12 protein-coding genes, 1 tRNA gene and 1 pseudogene are annotated in these 15,734 nt (G+C 55.5%); 6 read left to right on the forward strand and 8 right to left on the reverse strand.

Annotated features, from left to right (window positions below):
* Positions 1–10: 10 nt before the first annotated feature.
* Positions 11–1,321: an acetyl-CoA C-acyltransferase FadI gene (fadI, locus tag RTX96_RS02390; protein WP_312669994.1), complete on the reverse strand. Its 1,311-nt coding sequence runs from the start codon at positions 1,319–1,321 to the stop codon at positions 11–13.
* Positions 1,322–1,479: 158 nt separating this feature from the next.
* Positions 1,480–1,764 carry a YfcZ/YiiS family protein gene (locus RTX96_RS02395; protein WP_312669995.1) on the reverse strand — a complete coding sequence of 95 codons (285 nt, stop codon included), beginning with the start codon at positions 1,762–1,764 and terminating at the stop codon, positions 1,480–1,482.
* A gap of 371 nt (positions 1,765–2,135) precedes the next feature.
* Between RTX96_RS02395 and fadL the strand changes: the two genes are divergently transcribed.
* Positions 2,136–3,497, forward strand: coding sequence for a long-chain fatty acid transporter FadL (gene fadL / locus RTX96_RS02400; protein WP_312669996.1), 1,362 nt, complete (start codon positions 2,136–2,138; stop codon positions 3,495–3,497).
* Positions 3,498–3,574: 77 nt separating this feature from the next.
* Here the strand turns inward: fadL and mlaA are convergent, their stop codons facing one another.
* Positions 3,575–4,333, reverse strand: a complete 759-nt coding sequence (gene mlaA / locus RTX96_RS02405) for a phospholipid-binding lipoprotein MlaA (RefSeq protein ID WP_103818955.1) — start codon at positions 4,331–4,333, stop codon at positions 3,575–3,577.
* Between the two features lie 306 nt (positions 4,334–4,639).
* Between mlaA and RTX96_RS02410 the strand changes: the two genes are divergently transcribed.
* The 4 genes from RTX96_RS02410 to RTX96_RS02425 all read left to right on the forward strand — a co-directional run bounded on the left by RTX96_RS02410 (position 4,640) and on the right by RTX96_RS02425 (position 6,274).
* Positions 4,640–5,581, forward strand: coding sequence for a formate/nitrite transporter family protein (locus RTX96_RS02410; RefSeq protein ID WP_103818954.1), 942 nt, complete (start codon positions 4,640–4,642; stop codon positions 5,579–5,581).
* A 75-nt stretch (positions 5,582–5,656) separates the two neighbouring features.
* Positions 5,657–5,728, forward strand: a tRNA-Arg gene (locus RTX96_RS02415).
* 71 nt (positions 5,729–5,799) lie between these two features.
* Positions 5,800–6,042: a DUF4160 domain-containing protein gene (locus RTX96_RS02420; RefSeq protein ID WP_312669997.1), complete on the forward strand. Its 243-nt coding sequence runs from the start codon at positions 5,800–5,802 to the stop codon at positions 6,040–6,042.
* Positions 6,026–6,274 carry a DUF2442 domain-containing protein gene (locus tag RTX96_RS02425; RefSeq protein ID WP_312229958.1) on the forward strand — a complete coding sequence of 83 codons (249 nt, stop codon included), beginning with the start codon at positions 6,026–6,028 and terminating at the stop codon, positions 6,272–6,274. The genes RTX96_RS02420 and RTX96_RS02425 overlap by 17 nt, the downstream gene beginning before the upstream one ends.
* A 138-nt stretch (positions 6,275–6,412) precedes the next feature.
* Here RTX96_RS02425 and mqo read toward each other — a convergent pair whose 3' ends face one another.
* A complete protein-coding gene (gene mqo / locus RTX96_RS02430) occupies positions 6,413–8,059 on the reverse strand; it encodes a malate dehydrogenase (quinone) (protein ID WP_312669998.1) in 1,647 nt (548 codons plus the stop codon).
* Positions 8,060–8,452: 393 nt separating this feature from the next.
* Here mqo and RTX96_RS02435 point away from each other — a divergent pair, with 393 nt between their 5' ends.
* Positions 8,453–8,992 (forward strand): DUF2058 domain-containing protein, encoded by a 540-nt coding sequence (locus RTX96_RS02435; RefSeq protein ID WP_103818952.1) that lies wholly within the window; start codon positions 8,453–8,455, stop codon positions 8,990–8,992.
* Positions 8,993–9,040: 48 nt separating this feature from the next.
* On the opposite strand, the gene lysS is transcribed toward RTX96_RS02435, so the two are convergent.
* From lysS to cadB, 4 genes and pseudogenes are all read right to left on the reverse strand, one after another.
* On the reverse strand, positions 9,041–10,558 hold the full coding sequence (lysS, locus tag RTX96_RS02440) for a lysine--tRNA ligase (RefSeq protein ID WP_312669999.1): 1,518 nt from the start codon (positions 10,556–10,558) through the stop codon (positions 9,041–9,043).
* A 17-nt stretch (positions 10,559–10,575) separates the two neighbouring features.
* A pseudogene (dtpD, locus tag RTX96_RS02445) lies at positions 10,576–12,059 on the reverse strand (dipeptide permease DtpD).
* A gap of 88 nt (positions 12,060–12,147) precedes the next feature.
* The gene (cadA, locus tag RTX96_RS02450; RefSeq protein ID WP_103818949.1) at positions 12,148–14,289 is read right to left on the reverse strand and encodes a lysine decarboxylase CadA; all 2,142 of its coding nucleotides are present in this window, start codon (positions 14,287–14,289) and stop codon (positions 12,148–12,150) included.
* 78 nt (positions 14,290–14,367) lie between these two features.
* Entirely contained in the window at positions 14,368–15,705 is a 1,338-nt protein-coding gene (cadB, locus tag RTX96_RS02455; RefSeq protein ID WP_103818948.1) for a cadaverine/lysine antiporter, read from the reverse strand.
* Positions 15,706–15,734: the final 29 nt, after the last annotated feature.

Below are 15,734 nucleotides of genomic sequence, written 5' to 3' on the forward strand. Positions count from 1 at the left end.
TCCATGTCCATTATTCGGCCTCCAGAACCATTGCCGCACCCAGCCCACCGGCGGCGCAGGCGGTCACCAGGCCAAAGCCACCTCCGCGACGGCGCAGCTCGTGCAGCGTCTGGGTGATCATCCGCGCTCCGGTGGCGGCAAAGGGGTGCCCGTAGGCAATAGAGCCACCCAGCACGTTAAACCGGCTCTCATCGACTTCACCAATGGCGCGATCGCGCCCCAGCACCTCACGGGCGAAGCGGTCGCTGGCCATCAGCTTCAGGTTAGCCAGCGTTTGCGCGGCAAAGGCTTCGTGCATATCAAACAGGGTAAGATCGCCAAGCGTGAGCCCGGCGCGCTCCAGCGCCAGCGGCGTCGACCACGCCGGGCCGAGCAGCATGTCCTGCTTCACGTCAATGGCGGTAAAGGCATAGCTGCGCAGGTAGCCGAGCGGGGTTAGCCCCAGCTCACGGGCGCGGGATTCGGTCATCAGGATCACCGCCGCTGCGCCGTCGGTGAGCGGCGTACTGTTGGCGGCGGTTACCGTGCCGTGCTGACGGTCAAAGGCTGGACGCAGCTTGCCGTAGTCGGCGAGCGACGCATTGGCTCGCACCGTATTGTCCTGAACAAAAGGCTCACGATAGGGCGGCGCATAGGCGGTCATCACCTCCTCCGCCAGCCTGCCGTCGGCCCACGCCTGAGCGGCGCGCTGGTGGGAACGGTGAGCAAACACGTCCTGCTCCTCACGGCTAATGCCATAGGTTTTCGCCATCTGCTCGGCGGTATCACCCATGCGCAGCCCGGTGGAGTACTCGGCAACCGCAGGCGGTACCGGAAGCAGATCGCGCAGGCGCAGACGGGAGAGAAGCTTAAGCTTTTGCCCGCCGGAGCGGGCCTTGTTGAGATCGACCAGCGTACGCGCCAGGGTCTTACTGACGCCAATCGGCAGGACGGATGAGGAGTCGGCTCCCCCGGCGATACCGGCGCGGATAGTCCCCGCCAGCAGACTCTCCGCGACGTTCGCTACCGCCTGAAAGCTGGTGGCGCAGGCGCGGCTCACGCTGTAGGCATCGGTATGCACGTTCATCCCGGTTCCCAGCACGATTTCGCGGGCGATGTTGGGCGCCTCCGGCATCTGCACAACCTGACCAAAAACCACCTGCTCAACGATCTCTGGCGGAATTTCGCTGCGCGCCAGCATCTCACCCACGGCCATCTTACCCAGCTCGATGGCGGTGACGCCATGAAACGCAGTGGCCTGGCGGGCAAACGGGGTGCGTAACCCGCTAACAATGGCTATACGATCGCCCTGACGGGTGACAAGCGGTAATGCCTGACTCATAACTCTCCCCTGTTGACATACTGCGCAAAGTGGTCTGACCTGATAACAGTCTTAACCATTTTTTTACATTTAGCCAAGCGGAGAGGCGAAAAAATGCGAGCTAAAACACAGAGAAAAGCATAGACAACGCTCCCGGCAGCGAGAGCGTTAGAGGAAGATTAACGCAGGCCCAGCTGGAAGATGAGGGTTTCAGCTTCGCAGGCAAAAACGAAGTCGATATCGAGCTTAACGCCACCGTTAACCTCGGTGAAGGTTGGGGTAATTTCACACGGCTCAGACTCAACGTTACGCGCTTTTTCCGTCAGCGCCGCCAGGGTCTCTTCGGCCTGGGCACGATCGGTGAACACACGGCTGTAAGAGGCCGTGCAGTCGCTGTTGTCCATGATGGTGCCAACGTCCATACAGCAGCAAACGGGGGTTTCATCAGCACTGCATTTACTCATATTGAAAGTCCTCTCTCATTCGCACGTAGCGTGCCCGATAAATAGTGAGGCTATTTTACGCGCTGGCGGTTGCGGTCTCCAGTTGTTAGCGCGCCAAAAGCGCATAAGTGACCGATATCACACTTAAAAATGATCTGGCGCAATAATCACCCTTTTCCCTCATTGAAGGCCGTCGCGTTTTTGCCAGCCAGATCGCGTTTCCGTGATCACATTTGAAAATACTTATAAACATACTTGCAACATTCGGGCTGGTCAGACCTATACTCTCGCGACTGGTCTGATTTGTCTGTCGTAACTCAGACCCTACACTCCGCGCTCCTGTTACGGCATGTAACATTTATTGTATAAAAATAAATTATGAGGTTATGGTCATGAGCCAGAAAACCCTGTTTACCAAGTCTGCACTCGCAGTTGCAGTGGCAATTGTCTCAACACAAGCCTGGTCAGCAGGCTTCCAACTTAATGAATTCTCCTCCTCTGGTCTTGGCCGTGCCTACTCAGGTGAAGGCGCTATCGCTGATGATGCAGGTAACGTGAGCCGTAACCCCGCCCTGATTACGATGTTTGACCGCCCGACTTTCTCCGGCGGTGCCATCTTTGTTGATCCGGATGTAGATGTCTCCGGCGTCTCTCCGTCTGGCCGTAGCCTGGACGCGGATAACATCGCGCCGACGGCGTGGGTCCCTAACCTGCACTTCGTCGCGCCGATTAACGACCAGTTTGGCTGGGGCGCATCCCTGACCTCAAACTACGGTCTGGCTACTGACTTTAACGACACCTACGCCGCAGGGTCGATGGGCGGTAAAACCGAGCTGGAGACCATCAACCTTAACCTCAGCGGCGCGTATCGCCTGAATAACCACTGGAGCTTCGGCGTTGGCTTTGACGCGGTGTATGCCAAAGCGAAGCTGGAGCGCTACGCGGGTGACCTCGGCCAGCTCACCGCGGGTCAGCTGAGCCGCACCCCTGGCTTTACCTCCGCTACCCCGCAGGGCGCAGCGCTGCGCTCGATTGCTGGCTATGCCAACAGCCTGACCAGCGATACGCAGATTGCTTATCTGAAGGGCGACGAGTGGGGCTTTGGCTGGAACGCCGGTATTCTTTACGAACTGGATAAAGACAATCGCTACGGCCTGACCTACCGCTCTGAGATCAAAATTGACTTTGACGGCGACTACCGCAGCAGCCTGAACCCGGCATTTAACAGCTTCCTGGGTCCGCGCGGTCTGCCTTCCGGCACCGGTGGTAACACCATCGACGGTGCACTGAACCTGAACCTGCCAGAGATGTGGGAAATTTCAGGCTATAACCGCGTGGCACCGAAGTGGGCCGTACACTACAGCCTCGCCTACACCAGCTGGAGCCAGTTCCAGGAGCTGAAAGCCAAAAACAGCGACGGCGGCACCCTGTTCTATAAAGATGAGGGCTTCCGCGACTCCTACCGCCTGGCGCTGGGTACCACCTATTACATGGACGACAACTGGACCTTCCGCAGCGGTATTGCCTACGATGACAGCCCGATCCCGGCTGACAAACGCTCTATCTCGATTCCGGACCAGGATCGTCTCTGGCTGAGCGCGGGTACCACCTATGCCTTCAATCAGGATGCCTCTGTGGATGTCGGCGTCTCCTATATGCACGGTCAGAAGGTGAAGTTTACCGAAGGCCCGTATAACTTCGAGTCAGAAGGCAAGGCCTGGCTCTACGGCGCGAACTTTAACTACGCATTTTAAAACCAGGCTTTCTAAATCCGCGACGTGCATAAAAAAAGGTGAACCACGGTTCACCTTTTTTATTGCCTTGTGCCGGGTTACTCGGCGTCAATATCTTTTAGATCGCCCTGGATCGCCTGCGCGTTCGGGTTCTCCTCCGGCTTCAGCTGTCCGCCGTTAGCGATAAAGTCATGCTGCTGGAAGTACGCCTCGCGCACCAGAATATAGGGATCAGAGGACTGTCGCAGCAGGCCGTCAGAGTCCAGCAGCTGCGCGCGGGTCTCAACGCCCTCTACCGCCCACTTGCCTACCGAGAGCGGCCATGTCAGCCAGGAGAGCACCGGGTAGAGCGTATCTGCTGCATCGCCAGCGTCTTCACGCAGGGTAAAGCTGCCGTAGAAAGGCAGCTGCACATAAGGACCGTAGCCCACGCCATAGTGGCCCAGCGTGCTGCCGAAACGGCGCGGCACGGTGCGCTGCAGATCTTTGTTTGCCATACCGGCTACGTCGATGAAACCGCCCATGCCCAGAATGGTATTCAGGAAGAAGCGGGTGAAGTGCTTCATTCCCTGATAGGGATCGCCCTGCAGGAAGGAGTTCACCATGATGGCAGGCTCTTCAAGGTTGCTGGTGAAGTTGCTCAGGCCGTTTCGCGCGGGCTGCGGCACATAATCGCGCCAGGCGACGGCGACCGGACGCAGAACATAGGGATCCACCACGTTAAAGTTGAAGTTGTACATTGTGCGGTTGAACCCTTCCAGCGGATCCGAACGTCCCTGAGGCTCACCGGAGTCGGAGCTGGCACAGCCCACCAGTAGCGTCGTGCCCAGCGCGAGCGCCGTCAGGCGAAATTTCATAGATGTCTCCCTGTAAAATTTGGCGATGACTGAATGCCACCCGTGACGGCACAACTGCACCGCGCCCCGGCGATCGCCGTAGAATACGCAAGCGATTGTATCAGCACGTTTTAAGATGTCCATGCGCGCGGAATAGCGCGTCGGTATGATTTCAGCATAGCCTGGCTTTGGCTTTCTTCTCTGTTTCGCTATCCATTTTAACCCCGCCTGCAAATAACGCCGTTGCGATGGGTGCGCTTACCAGCAAAATTAGCGGAGACCGCTACGCTTATAGCATTAAAGTGAGTAATAGAAAGGTGACCCATCGTGGATGAATTAAAAGAAGATAAGATTAACAAGGATTCGGAGGAGCTCTCGGAAGAGATTGAGGTGGAGAGCGAAGAGAATAAGCGCGGTGAAGAGATAGAGGTAGATGAAGAGGAGCTCCCTTCCCGCGCGATGGCGATCCATGAGCATATTCGTCAGGACGGCGAAAAAGAGATGGAGCGCGATGCGATGGCACTGCTCTGGTCGGCTATCGCCGCCGGGCTGTCGATGGGGGCCTCGTTGCTGGTAAAGGGGATCTTTCACGTTAAGCTGGACGGCATTCCCGGCAGCTATGTCCTGGAGAGCCTCGGCTATACCTTCGGCTTTATTATCGTCATCATGGCCCGCCAACAGCTGTTTACAGAGAATACCGTCACCGCCGTACTGCCGGTGATGCAGAACCCGACCAGGAAAAACGGTGGCCTGCTGCTGCGTCTGTGGAGCGTGGTGCTACTGGGTAACCTGATCGGCACGGCGATTGCCGCCTGGGCGTTTGAATATATGCCGATCTTTGACGAGGCCACGCGGGATGCCTTTGTTGAGATCGGTATGGAGGTAATGAAAAACACCCCCGCCGAGATGTTCTCAAATGCAATTATCTCCGGCTGGCTGGTCGCCACTATGGTCTGGATGTTCCCGGCGGCCGGTTCAGCAAAGATCGTAGTGATTATTCTGATGACCTGGGTGATTGCGCTGGCGGACACCACCCATATCGTAGTGGGCGCGGTGGAGATCTTCTACCTGGTCTTTAACGGCTCGATCCCCTGGACGGATTTCCTTTGGCCCTTTGCCTTGCCGACGCTTGCGGGCAACATCTGCGGCGGCACCTTTATCTTCGCCCTGCTCAGCCATGCGCAGATCCGCAATGATATGAGCAACAAACGCAAGGCAGATATGAAAGCCGAGGCGGAAGAAGCCAGAAAGAAGATGAATAAGGCGTAAATGGTGACACTTTAAGCAGTCGGGCGGCGCTGAGCTTAACGCAGTCAACAAATAGCGTTATACTCGTGCCGCCTCGTCCCCTTAGTTAAATGGATATAACGAGCCCCTCCTAAGGGCTAGTTGCAGGTTCGATTCCTGCAGGGGACACTTCGTTTTTCTTCTGATAGAGTAATCCTCTATAGCGCAGTAAACATGCCCGCCACATTGAGAACTTATCTATGCCTGTCATACTAAGATTCAAAGGGTATCGGTTCTTTTTCTATTCGAATGAGGGCGATCCTCGTGAACCTGCACATATTCATGCTCGGGGTCCTGATGGTGAAGCTAAGTTCTGGTTAACGCCCACTGTATTACTGGCACGCAATGACAGCTTTAATGCTCGTGAGCTGAAAGAGTTAGTGGGTGTGGTCGAAGAAAACCGCAAAATGTTGATGGAGGCCTGGAATGACTATTTCGGCTAAAAATATACGCTTTGATGAGTACAATATGTGGGTCGAACTAAGCGATGCCCGCACGCTAGGCGTACCCTTGGCATGGTTCCCTAAACTCATGCATGCCAGCCCCGATGAGCGCAATGACTTCGAGCTAAGTCGCCGCGGCATTCACTGGGATAGCCTTGATGAGGATATCTCCGTTGAAGGGTTGCTGGCTGGCCGTGGCGATGTAACATTCAAACCGCATAGCGCTGCATAGGAGCCCTTCACGCGGTAATGCTTGTCTTCCCGTTACCGCTATTCTGCTTAATATCCCCTTCTGCTTACAACACGCCACAAAAACCCATAAAAAAGCCCCCGGCGCATAGCGGCGGGGGCTGACATAAGAGCTAAACGCTTACAGCGCCATGTCGTGCTGAGCAGGTGCGGCTTCAGCCGGTTTTGCCTGCGGCATAGACTGCACAGCGTCCTTCATCTGAATGACCGGCGGCTTGGTCAGATTCAGCGTAGAGGCGGTTTCATCCCAAACCTGCTGAGTGAGCGCCACGTTGCCGTTCAGCTTCTGGCCATAGGTCGGTACGATGGTATGCAGTTTTTCCTGCCACTGCGGAGAAGTGAACTGTGCCGGGAAGAGCTGCTTGATCACGTTGATAGAGATAGGCGCTGCGGTGGATGCGCCAGGCGATGCACCGAGCAGTGCCGCCAGGGTTTTCTGCTGATCGGTAACGATTTCAGTACCGAGTTTCAGCACGCCGCCCTTCTCTGCGTCTTTCTTGATGATCTGCACGCGCTGGCCTGCCTGGATCAGTTTCCAGTCTTCTTTACGCGCCGACGGATAGTACTCTTTCAGCGCCTCGAAGCGGTCATCTTCGCTCAGCATCACCTGACCAATCAGGTACTTCACCAGGTCGAAGTTATCCAGACCAACATCGGTCATCGGGATCACGTTCTTGGTAGTCGTGGTGCTCAGCAGGTCAAAGAACGACCCCTGTTTCAGGAATTTGGTGGAGAAGGTCGCGAACGGCCCAAACAACACCACGCGTTTGCCATCAAGGTAACGGGCATCCAGGTGCGGAACCGACATCGGTGGCGCGCCCACGGAAGCCTGACCGTAGACTTTCTCGGTGTGCTGACGGGTGATTTCCGGGTTCTCGGTCACAAGGAACGAACCGCCCACCGGGAAGCCTGCGTAGTTATCCGCTTCCGGGATACCGGTTTTCTGCAGCAGCTTCAGCGCGCCGCCGCCGGCACCGATAAAGACATACTTCGCGTCAACCGCACGATCTTTACCGCTCTTCACGTCGGTAATGGTCACGTGCCAGGAGTTATCACCGTTACGTTTAAAGTCAGTCACTTCTGAGCCGGTTTCCAGCGTGAAGTTGCTGGTTTTTTTCAGGCTGCCGACCAGCTGACGGGTTATCTCGCCATAGTTAACGTCAGTACCGACCGGGGTCCAGGTGGCAGCAACGCGCTGCTGCGGATCGCGGCCCTCAATGATCAGCGGCGCCCATTTTTTGATCTGCTGCTGGTCGGTAGAGAACTGCATGCCCTGGAACAGGGTCGTCTGCTGCAATGCCGCGTAGCGCTTGGTCAGATAGTCAACGTTGTCGCCCCAAACAAAGCTCATGTGCGGGGTGGAGTTGATGAAGGAGTGCGGATCGTTCAGCACGCCGCGCTTAACCTGAGATGACCAGAACTGGCGCGAGATCATGAATGCTTCGTTGATCTCCAGCGCTTTGGTCACGTCAATCGAACCGTCTGCACGCTCAGGCGTGTAGTTCAGTTCCATGTTGGCGGAGTGACCTGTACCGGCGTTGTTCCAGCCGTTAGAGGATTCCAGCGCAACGCCATCCAGTTTCTCAACCATGACCTGTTTCCAGTCAGGCTGAAGCTCCTGTAACAGCGTACCCAGAGAGGCGCTCATGATACCGCCGCCAATCAACAGGACGTCTGTTTTCTCGGCAGTGTCAGCAGCGTGAACATTAGAGGCAACCAGCATCGCGATAAGCGAAAAAGCGGGAACTACTTTTCTGAAATGTGACATGTGTTATTGCAATCAACTTAATTTGAACAAATAGGCGATTATTTTAACGGATTAGCTAACAATTTAAAGCTGTTATTAAACAAATCGTTAACAGCCACACTGAGCATATGGAATTAGTAACGTAAGTGATTATAAATCAATCAAATAAAATTGACTCGATTCAGCGTCTGGCGAGTTGTGCCTAGAACATTGTCAATTTCTCTTTACAAGCCGTGCAGAACAGGCGGTATAAAAACAGCGCTCGGAACACGTTGCGTACTCACAAGCTGCCCTTACGGCGGCCTTTACCTTTGCTGATTCACGGTCGCGGGAGGTATGCGCGCCGCAATCTGGCTCAGCTCTAAATGTTAGGGTTATAATCCCGCTACGACTTTACTGGATTTAGCGACGAACATGACAAAGTTAACCCTACAAGAGCAGATGTTGAAAGCTGGACTCGTCTCCAGCAAAAAAATGGCGAAAGTGCAGCGCACCGCCAAGAAATCGCGGGTTCAGGCGCGTGAGGCCAGAGAGGCGGTAGAAGAGAACAAAAAAGCCCAGATTGAGCGCGACAAGCAGCTCAGCGAGCAGCAGAAGCAAGCGGCCTTAGCCAAAGAGTTTAAGGCGCAGATTAAACAGCTGATTGAAATGAACCGGATCACCCTTTCACGAGGCGACATTGGCTATAACTTCACCGACGGCAATCTGATTAAAAAGATCTACGTCGATAAGACAACCCAGGCGCAGCTTATTAGCGGTCGTCTCGCTATTGCGCGTCTGGTTACGGATAGCAGCGCGGAGAGCGAATACGCCATTATCCCCGCCAGCGTAGCTGACAAGATTGCCCAGCGTGATGCGAGTTATATCGTATTGCGTAGCGAGCTGAGCGAGCAGGCTAAGGATGAAGACGATCCCTATGCCGATTTCGTCGTGCCTGACGATTTGATGTGGTAAGCAAAAATAGCCGGATAAGCGCAGCGCTATCCGGCTTTTTTGCAGAAATTACTTAACCGGACGCATCGCCGGGAAGAGGATCACATCGCGGATGGTGTGGCTGTTGGTGAACAGCATCACCATACGGTCGATACCAATCCCCAGCCCCGCCGTCGGCGGCAGGCCGTGCTCCAGCGCGGTCACGTAGTCTTCGTCAAAGAACATTGCTTCGTCGTCACCGGCCGCTTTCGCATCCACCTGGTCCTGGAAACGCTGAGCCTGATCTTCCGCGTCGTTCAGCTCGCTGAAGCCGTTGCCGATCTCACGTCCGCCAATGAAGAACTCAAAGCGGTCGGTGATCTCCGGATTCACGTCATTACGGCGCGCCAGCGGTGACACTTCTGCCGGGTACTCGGTGATGAAGGTCGGCTGGATCAGATGTGCTTCGGCTACTTCATCAAAGATTTCAGTGACAATACGGCCTAGCCCCCAGCTCTTCTCAACGTGAATACCAATTGATTCGGCCAGCGCCTTCGCCGCGTCAAAGTTGTCCAGATCGGCCATGTTGGTTTCCGGACGGTACTTCTTGATCGCCTCGCGCATGGTCAGCTTCTCAAACGGCTTGCCGAAGTCGAAGGTCTCCTCGCCGTAAGGCACCAGAGTGGTGCCCAGAATGTCCTGCGCCAGGGTGCGGAACAGGGACTCGGTCAGCTCGATCAGGTCTTTATAGTCCGCGTACGCCATATAGAGTTCCATCATGGTGAACTCAGGGTTATGGCGCACCGAGACCCCTTCGTTACGGAAGTTACGGTTAATTTCGAATACGCGCTCGAATCCGCCCACCACCAGACGCTTCAGGTACAGCTCCGGCGCGATACGCAGGTACATGTCCATATCCAGGGCATTGTGATGGGTGATGAACGGACGGGCAGACGCGCCGCCCGGGATCGCCTGCATCATCGGGGTTTCCACTTCCATAAAGTCGCGGCCGACCATGAACTGGCGGATACCTGCTAAAATCCGCGAACGCACTTTAAAGGTGTGGCGGGACTCCTCGTTGGAGATGAGATCCAGGTAGCGCTGGCGGTAGCGGGCTTCCTGATCCTGCAGGCCGTGGAACTTGTCCGGCAGCGGGCGCAGGGCTTTGGTCAGCAGGCGCAGCTCGGTGCAGTGGATGGAGAGCTCGCCGGTCTTGGTTTTGAACAGCCTGCCTTTCGCGCCGAGGATATCGCCCAGGTCCCACTTCTTGAACTGCTCGTTGTAGATGCCTTCCGGCAGGTCGTCGCGGGAGACGTAGAGCTGAATCCGGCCGCCGACGTCCTGCAGGGTGACGAACGACGCCTTGCCCATGATACGGCGGGTCATCATCCGGCCGGCCACGCTCACTTCCACGTTCAGCGCTTCCAGCTCGTCGTTCTCTTTGCCATCAAACTCGGCGTGCAGCGCATCGGAGGTGCGGTCGCGACGGAAGTCGTTCGGGAAGGCAACGCCCTGCTCACGCAGCTGCGCCAGCTTCTCGCGGCGGGTTTTTAGTTCACTATTAAGATCGATTGCCTCATCGGCATCGTGCACCAGTTGTTCGGACATGCTGTCTCCTTATAGAGTTAATCACGACTGGGATGCTGTATGCAGGGGGCCGGAGAGATGAATACCAACCTGGCGCCGGCAAGCAGCGCCACAATCAGCGCCACGCAGCCGAAGGTCCACAGTCCCATCTGCGAAAAAAAGTGCTGGTAAGCAGCGAGCGCGGCAGTACCGGACTGCGGCTCGGTAGTCTGCTGCGCCACGACCCCCGCCAACCAGTTAGCAACCGCACCGGTTGCCAGCATATAGATGCCGGTCAGAACCCCCGCTACGCCGGGCATGTTGAAACGGGTAATTTGCGCCATTGCTACCGGATCGATAAACAGCTCGGCAAAGCCCATCATCGACAGACCGGTAATCATCAGGCCCATCGAGGCTTGCCCATCGAGGCTTGCCCATCCTGCTGGCCACCGTGAGCGTTTAGCGCCAGCAGCATAAAACCGCCCGCCATCAGCCCGAGGCCAAATGCAAACTTCAGCCATACGCGCAGCGCAGAATGGGAACCGACTCCGGGCCCTGCTAGCCATGCGAGCACTACCCCGGCAGCCATCACGGCAACGGCATTAACTGACTGGAACAGTGCTGTCGGAACCTCTTTGTGAAAAATGTGACGGTTAACAAAGCGATCGATGAACAGGCTGATAGAGCTACCGCCCTGCTGCGCCAGCACCCAGAACAGCGTCCCGGTCATCATCAGCAGGACAATTTGCCACAGCGCGCGACGGTGTTCAGGAAACTTCACCATAATGCGCGCCACAATCCGGGCGGCGATGACGCAGACGATCGCCAGCAGGTAGCCAGCCCAGTTATTTTTCAGCAGCAGAGAGAAGAAGAACGGTGCCACGCACAGCAACAGCACCATCCACGCCCAGGCGGGCAGCATAACCGTCGTCGCGCTGAGAGCAGATTTGTTAACCCGGCGAGCGTGACGAAAATGGCGTTGGCCGCTTAAAAAGACGATCAGGCCGATAAACATGCCGATTCCTGCCAGTGCGAATCCCGCGTGCCAGCCATACCAGTGCGCTACCAGTCCACAGGCTATCGGCGAGGCTATCGAACCAACGTTGCCGGCGGCATAGAGCAGCGCAAATCCACCGTCCCGCCGCGTATCCTCTGGCGTATACATTTCGCCTAACAGACAGCTAACGTTGGATTTAAACAGGCCATAGCCGCAGATGATGATGGCCAGCGCAAGATACAGGCTTTTTGTGGAGTCAGAGCCCAGGCCCAGCACGACATGGCCAAGGGTCATTAACAGTGCGCCAGCGATGACCGCCATGCGATTACCAAGCAGGCGGTCGGCAAGCCAGCCACCGAGAATAGGGGTAACGTAAACTAACGAGGCGTAGGCGCTGAACAGGCTGATCGCATGCCTGTCATTGAAGCCAAGCTGATGGGTAAGATAGAGGATAAGTAAGGCACGCATGCCGTAAAAGCTGAAGTATTCCCAGATTTGGATCGCGACGATGTAGTAAATCGCACGCGGCTGTGAGGGTGTTTTCATAGAGTCTCCCTGGGCTAGCTAGATTTGCCGGGTGGCGCTACGCTTACCTGGCCTACGATCCCGCAGGCCAGGCAGACGTCTTTAGGGTTTATTTATCGTTCTTCAGCACCTTGACGGTGTAGCGACCATCCTTCTGGCGATAGGCACCGTGAATATCGGTTTCGAAGCCCGGATAGTGCGCGCCGATTTCACACAGCATCTGCAAGAACTCCAGTACTGGGCGGCTCTCTTCGGTGATCATTTCACCCGGCATCACCAGCGGAACGCCCGGCGGATACGGGAGGATCATGTTGGCATTAACGCGACCAACCATCTCTTCGAGGTAGACCTCCTCAGTCTGGCCGTGCAGCTCTTTCTGGAACGCCGCAAACGGGGTCATAACCATAGAGGGCAGGACTTCAAATGCGCGGAACATCAGATCCGGCAGGTTGTGTTTCTCAACCAGCTTATGAATATTCTTCGCCAGCTCCTGAACGCGCATGTTTTCATAGAATTCCGGATCCTCGTGGTACAGCGACGGCAGCATATTTTTCACCCGCAGGTTCAGATCGAAGCCGCGTTTGAAATCGGTCAGCGCGCGTAGCAGGCTCAGCGCTTTGGTTTTATCGATACCAATGCTGAACAGGAACAGCAGGTTGTAAGGCCCGGTTTTCTCAACCACGATGCCGCGTTCATCCAGGTACTTCGCCACGATGCTGGCCGGGATCCCGAACTCATCCATCGCGCCGTCTTTGGTCATCCCCGGCGTGAGAATGGTGACCTTGATTGGGTCGAGGTACATGTGCTCGTTATCGATGTTTTTAAAGCCGTGCCAGCTGCTATCTGAACGCAGCGGCCAGCATTCGGGTTCATCGATATGCTCCGGCTGCCAGACATCAAAGAACCACCCTTCAGACTCTCCTTTCAGGCGCTTGATCTCTTTACGGAACTTGATGGCACGCTGGATAGAACCGTCGATCAGGCGCTTCCCGGCATTGCCTTTCATCATCGCTGCGGCAGTTTCGGTGGAAGCCACGATGCCGTAGTGCGGTGAGGTGGTGGTGTGCATCATGAAGGCCTCGTTAAAGGTCTCTTCATTAACGTCACCTTTCACGTGGATCATCGATGCCTGGGAGAAGGCGGCCAGCAGCTTGTGCGTGGACTGGGTTTCATAGATCACCTTCCCTTCCACACGGCCGCCGCTCATCCCGCACTTGCCAGCATAGATCGGTGAGAAGTTGGTATAAGGCACCCAGGCAGAGTCAAAATGGATTGACTTCACGTCCAGCGTTTTCTTGATGTAGTCCGTGTTGTAGAGCAGACCATCGTAGGTGGAGTTGGTGATCACCGCATGTACCGGCCAGGTTGCATTGCGCGTCTCTTTGACGCGCTTAGCGATAGTGGCGTGCTGGAACTCACTCTGCGGGATCCCACCGAGAATACCGTAGGCGTTGCGGGTTGGGCGGAAATAGATAGGCGTGATGTCGCTCATCATCATGAGATGAGTCAGCGATTTATGGCAGTTGCGGTCAATCAGTACGGTGCTGCCCGCGGGTGCGGAGTACATGCCGACGATTTTATTGGCGGTGGAGGTACCGTTGGTCACCATATAGCTGCGCTCGGCATTAAATACGCGCGCAATATACTCTTCAGCTTCTTTATGCGGACCGCTGTGATCCAGCAGAGAACCCAGCTCGGAGACCGAAATCGAAACATCGGATTTCATGGTATTCGGGCCGAAGAAGTCATAAAAGAGGCTGCCGACCGGGCTTTTCTGGAAAGCCGTCCCGCCCATATGGCCTGGGGTGCAGAAGGTATATTTGCCTTCGCGAACATATTTGAACAGCGCCTTAGTTAACGGCGGCAGGATGGCGTCGATGTACTCATCGGTGTTCTGCTTAATTTTATGGGCAATGTCTTCGGCCGCACCCAGCGCATACTCAAAGAAACGTACCTGCATACGCAGATCGTTGAGGCTGACATCAAGCGTAGAATAAGTGTTAGCGAACGCGTACAGGGGCATGTACTCGTTCATCTTGCTGATCTCTTCGCACAGCTCGAGATTGTATTTATCCCAGTCAAAGATAACGCCGCACAGACGGGCATTGTTTTCAATAAGCTTCAGCAGATCGTCGCGGTCGTTAGGGTAAACAACGCGGAAATCGAGGCGTTCAAGGGCACGATGCAATTCACGGATGGGCTCCTCTTTGAAGTAAACGCCCATGTGATTCATGATAGCAATAACGTTCATAATCTAATCTCCGGGTAGAGCAAGCCCCTCCCGCCATTGGTGACAGGTGAAGGAAGGGCTGCAGGAAAGGGTTAAGAGTTACAGCGCGCTGGCGGTTTCTCTTTTAGCGGTGTCGTTGCCAAGCTGGCGCTGGTGCATCTTGCGACCGTAGAACATCAGGATGATCAGGCTGACGATGAAGGTGCCGGCCAGTTCGAAGGAGCTGGCTCCCATCAGGGCGATGAAGCAGAACCCACAGCCCAGTACGGAGCAGATCAGGCTGACGAAGTTACGTACGTTGATACCTTCGAAGCGGATCAGGTCTACACAGGAGTAGAAGTAAGGCAGCATGGTCAGCAGTACCGCGATACCGGTCAGCTCACCAAACAGGTCGGATGCTTTACCCCCGGCAGAGTTCATCATGGTGATCAGTATCATCAGAACGGTCATTTTTACTGCGGCCAGCAGCAGGCCCTTTTTCGGAATGCCGTTGCTATCGACTTCGCCATACACTTTCGGGAAGTTGTTATCGTTAGCGGCACGCACACCGGCCTGGCCGACCAGCATCATCCAGGAGCCTAGCGAGGTCAGGCAGGCAAAAGCGGTAAACGCAGAGACAATCGGCGCTGCCCAGCCGCCAAGGATGGTAGAAGCGCTGACGGCGAACGGTGCACCGGATGAAGCCATCTGCGCTGCGGGATACATACCGGCGATAACCTGAGTCGCGGCAATATAGACAATACCGGCCAGCGCTGTACCCAGCATGGTTGCCAGCGGGACGGTACGTTTCGGGTTTTTCACCATGCCGGTACTGACTGCGGCGGACTCGACACCCACAAAGGCCCACAGGCAGAGCAGAATACTTTTGATTACCGCGTGGCTATCCGTTGTGGTAGAGGTGTTCCAGTTCGCCTGATAGGTGGCCATATCAAACCAGTGCCAGCCTACAACAGCGGTCATCACGACTGGGATTAGAACCAGCACCAGACCGATAGTCGTCAGACGGCTGACCCAGGTTCCGCCGAGCATATTGACGAAGGTAAAGAGCCAAACAATGGCAATACAGGCAATGCCGGCCGGAACAGGATTATTTAATACCGGGAAAAACGTCGAAAGATAAGAAACGGCGGTAATCCCGATGGCCAGGTTACCAATCCAGTTTGCATGATAATAGAGGACGCCTGTCTGGAAACCAAATGCTGGAGATATCTCCCCTGCATAAGCAATGGGTCCACCCTGCTGTGGGTTTTTGGTCGCCAGTCGCGCATAAACATAGGCCAATGACATAGCGCCAATAATAGAGATGACCCAGCCCCAGATTGAAATAGCACCGATACTGGCGAGGTTGGCAGGTAATAGTGCAATACCGCTCCCCATCATATTTCCGGCAACAACGCCGGTACAGGCGAACAGCCCGATCTTTTTGGCAGTACTCATGTTTCGTTGTCTCCTGAGAGTTATTTGGA

The organism is Pseudescherichia sp. (assembly GCF_032052675.1).
Taxonomy (GTDB): Bacteria; Pseudomonadota; Gammaproteobacteria; order Enterobacterales; family Enterobacteriaceae; genus Pseudescherichia.

Bases quoted from the DNA above. Each gene is read 5' to 3' on its own strand.
- fadI (WP_312669994.1), bottom strand. From the start codon at position 1,321: ATGAGTCAGGCATTACCGCTTGTCACCCGTCAGGGCGATCGTATAGCC.
- RTX96_RS02395 (WP_312669995.1), bottom strand. From the start codon at position 1,764: ATGAGTAAATGCAGTGCTGATGAAACCCCCGTTTGCTGCTGTATGGAC.
- fadL (WP_312669996.1), top strand. From the start codon at position 2,136: ATGAGCCAGAAAACCCTGTTTACCAAGTCTGCACTCGCAGTTGCAGTG.
- mlaA (WP_103818955.1), bottom strand. From the start codon at position 4,333: ATGAAATTTCGCCTGACGGCGCTCGCGCTGGGCACGACGCTACTGGTG.
- RTX96_RS02420 (WP_312669997.1), top strand. From the start codon at position 5,800: ATGCCTGTCATACTAAGATTCAAAGGGTATCGGTTCTTTTTCTATTCG.
- RTX96_RS02425 (WP_312229958.1), top strand. From the start codon at position 6,026: ATGACTATTTCGGCTAAAAATATACGCTTTGATGAGTACAATATGTGG.
- mqo (WP_312669998.1), bottom strand. From the start codon at position 8,059: ATGTCACATTTCAGAAAAGTAGTTCCCGCTTTTTCGCTTATCGCGATG.
- RTX96_RS02435 (WP_103818952.1), top strand. From the start codon at position 8,453: ATGACAAAGTTAACCCTACAAGAGCAGATGTTGAAAGCTGGACTCGTC.
- lysS (WP_312669999.1), bottom strand. From the start codon at position 10,558: ATGTCCGAACAACTGGTGCACGATGCCGATGAGGCAATCGATCTTAAT.
- cadA (WP_103818949.1), bottom strand. From the start codon at position 14,289: ATGAACGTTATTGCTATCATGAATCACATGGGCGTTTACTTCAAAGAG.
- cadB (WP_103818948.1), bottom strand. From the start codon at position 15,705: ATGAGTACTGCCAAAAAGATCGGGCTGTTCGCCTGTACCGGCGTTGTT.